The sequence below is a fragment of the Tolumonas osonensis genome (assembly GCF_014202415.1).
Lineage (GTDB): Bacteria > Pseudomonadota > Gammaproteobacteria > Enterobacterales > Aeromonadaceae > Tolumonas > Tolumonas osonensis.
The window spans coordinates 1-2,047 of the sequence record NZ_JACHGR010000024.1 but is presented as its reverse complement, the minus strand read 5'-3'; the positions used below and the strand labels follow the sequence as shown (position 1 = coordinate 2,047).

The window sequence follows — 2,047 nt, the reverse complement described above, 5'->3', positions numbered from 1 at the left end:
AGTGGCGGTGGTCATGGGTAGCTCCTAAGCGAAAACGGTTGCAGAGCCGATCATATTCGAAATACTCGAAAAACGCAATAATCGAAGCGCGACCCGGGCTTTTGTAGGTTCGCTCGCAGCATGCCCAATCCGGTCGTCCGCCAGTTCCTATTGTTTGCGGCCTGAAACAGCCCTGATCTCCACGATCAACCCATTGCTGATCACACAGGAATGGCGCGATGGTGGCTTCGATCTGGCTGCGCGCCGCGCATCGCGGCGTGCCCACTTTTTTCGTGACGGCCCTCGTGCTGGGCCAGTCCCCGATGGCATTGGCCGAGTCCCCGGCGCAGCGCCAGGAGTTGGTCGCCGCGCTGCGCCAGCTCGACGCGCTGGAACGCACCGTCGCGGACAGCGCCGCGCATGCCCCCATCCAGCCGGGCGAGCGCTACCACTTCGATTACCCACGGCTGCTGGCTGACCTGGCGCGCGTGCGCGCCGGCATCCAGTTCCACCTGACGCCATCACGCGCTCAGCCGCGCGACCCCTCCGAACTGGCCGGCGACTACCGCACCGAGCGGGCCGCTTCGCCATCGCCGAAGACGACTGCGGAGGGCGAGCAATGAACGGCGCCCAGGTCTCGGCATTTCAAGCCAACAGCGGTATCGCGCCTTCCGCGATGGCGACCGTCCTGGTCGGCGTCGTGTTCGCGGTCCTGCTCGTGTGGGGCGTCTGGGCCATCCGAACGGCCTATGTGGGGTGGTCCGAGAGCCGCCTCAACCAGCGCCAGTTCCTCGGCGTCTGCATCCGCTTCGTCGCGATGTACCTCGTCCTGAGTTTCTTCCTCCTGTCCTGACATGAAAGGCCCGACCATGCACAACCGCAACCTCACTTCCCGTTTTGCCCAGCGCGCCGCCGTGGCCCTGGGCGCCGCCGCGCTGCCCGCACTGTCGTTCGCGCAAGGTCTGCCGCAGTTGGAGAACCCGACGCGCGGCACCGGCAACGGCATCATGGAGACCATCCGCAACTACGGCTACGACATCATCATGCTCGTGGCCCTGCTGGTGGTGGCGTCGATGTTCATCGGCGTCTGCTACCACGCCTACGGCACCTACGCGGAGATCCACACCGGCCGCAAGACGTGGGGCCAATTCGGCCTCACGGTCGCCATCGGCGCCGTGCTGCTCGTGATCGGCATCTGGCTGCTCACCGAAGCCACCGGCATCCTGTAAGCGAGGCCGGTATGTCCGAGCAGCAGCACGTCCGTGCGGACGGGACGGTCACGTTCCTTCCGCACCGGCTCAACCGCCATCCCGTGGTCGTGCGCGGCCTCACCGCCGACGAGCTGTGGATCTGCTGCGGCCTGTCCGGCGCGGCCGGCCTGCTGGTCGGCGCGCCGCTTTCGTGGGTGTTCCGCACGATCGCCATCGCACCGACGTTCGTTGTCCTGGGCGTGGCCTTGGGCGTGTTCATCGGCGGCGGCATCCTGCGCCGCCTCAAGCGTGGGCGCCCCGACACCTGGCTGTATCGACAGTTGCAGTGGCGCATCGCAACGCGCCATCCGCTGATGGCCGGCTGGGTGGGCGGCCACGTGCTGATCTCGCGCTCGGGCTTCTGGTCCACCCGCAGGAGCATGCGATGAGCCGCTTCAAGAACGAGATCGCCCACCTGCAGGCGCACATCAAGACCTTGCGCCTGGGCGCGGGCGCGCTGGTCATTGTCGCCCTGGTCATGGGCGGCGGCTGGTGGAGCGCGCCGCGCGACCTGACCATCCACGTCCCGCCCGACCTGCGCTCTGGCAGTACCCGCAAGTGGTGGGAAGTGCCGCCCGAATCGGTCTATGCGTTCACGTTCTACGTGTTCCAGACGCTGAACCGCTGGCCGACCAATGGCGAAGAAGACTACTCGCGCAACCTCCATACGCTCTCGCCGTACCTCACCCCGTCCTGCCAGGCCTTCCCGTGGAGCGGGGGGAGTCAAAGTCCGCCCCCAGGAAGGCCTGGCAGGCCGGGGTGAGGTACGGCGTGAGCGGATGGAGGTTTCGCGAGTAGTATTAGTAGCCATTGGTCGG

Annotated in this window: 5 protein-coding genes; all 5 read left to right on the top strand. The window is 66.6% G+C overall.

Annotated features, from left to right (window positions below):
• The first annotated feature begins 218 nt into the window (after window positions 1-218).
• Genes HNR75_RS15370 through HNR75_RS15350 form a run of 5 tightly spaced genes read left to right on the top strand, consistent with a single transcriptional unit; the run spans window position 219 to window position 1,992 of the window.
• Window positions 219-602, top strand: coding sequence for an integrative conjugative element protein, RAQPRD family (locus HNR75_RS15370; RefSeq protein WP_003120001.1), 384 nt, complete (start codon window positions 219-221; stop codon window positions 600-602).
• Window positions 599-832 carry a TIGR03758 family integrating conjugative element protein gene (locus HNR75_RS15365; protein WP_003050225.1) on the top strand — a complete coding sequence of 78 codons (234 nt, stop codon included), beginning with the start codon at window positions 599-601 and terminating at the stop codon, window positions 830-832. The genes HNR75_RS15370 and HNR75_RS15365 overlap by 4 nt, the downstream gene beginning before the upstream one ends.
• A 16-nt stretch (window positions 833-848) precedes the next feature.
• Window positions 849-1,208, top strand: coding sequence for a TIGR03745 family integrating conjugative element membrane protein (locus HNR75_RS15360; RefSeq protein WP_003090173.1), 360 nt, complete (start codon window positions 849-851; stop codon window positions 1,206-1,208).
• An 11-nt stretch (window positions 1,209-1,219) separates the two neighbouring features.
• Window positions 1,220-1,618 carry a TIGR03750 family conjugal transfer protein gene (locus HNR75_RS15355; protein WP_003105639.1) on the top strand — a complete coding sequence of 133 codons (399 nt, stop codon included), beginning with the start codon at window positions 1,220-1,222 and terminating at the stop codon, window positions 1,616-1,618.
• Entirely contained in the window at window positions 1,615-1,992 is a 378-nt protein-coding gene (locus tag HNR75_RS15350) for a PFL_4703 family integrating conjugative element protein (protein ID WP_425506835.1), read from the top strand. Before HNR75_RS15355 ends, HNR75_RS15350 begins: the two co-directional genes overlap by 4 nt.
• Window positions 1,993-2,047 lie beyond the last annotated feature (55 nt).

Bases quoted from the DNA above. Each gene is read 5' to 3' on its own strand.
- HNR75_RS15370 (WP_003120001.1), top strand. From the start codon at position 219: ATGGTGGCTTCGATCTGGCTGCGCGCCGCGCATCGCGGCGTGCCCACT.
- HNR75_RS15365 (WP_003050225.1), top strand. From the start codon at position 599: ATGAACGGCGCCCAGGTCTCGGCATTTCAAGCCAACAGCGGTATCGCG.
- HNR75_RS15350 (WP_425506835.1), top strand. From the start codon at position 1,615: ATGAGCCGCTTCAAGAACGAGATCGCCCACCTGCAGGCGCACATCAAG.
- HNR75_RS15360 (WP_003090173.1), top strand. From the start codon at position 849: ATGCACAACCGCAACCTCACTTCCCGTTTTGCCCAGCGCGCCGCCGTG.
- HNR75_RS15355 (WP_003105639.1), top strand. From the start codon at position 1,220: ATGTCCGAGCAGCAGCACGTCCGTGCGGACGGGACGGTCACGTTCCTT.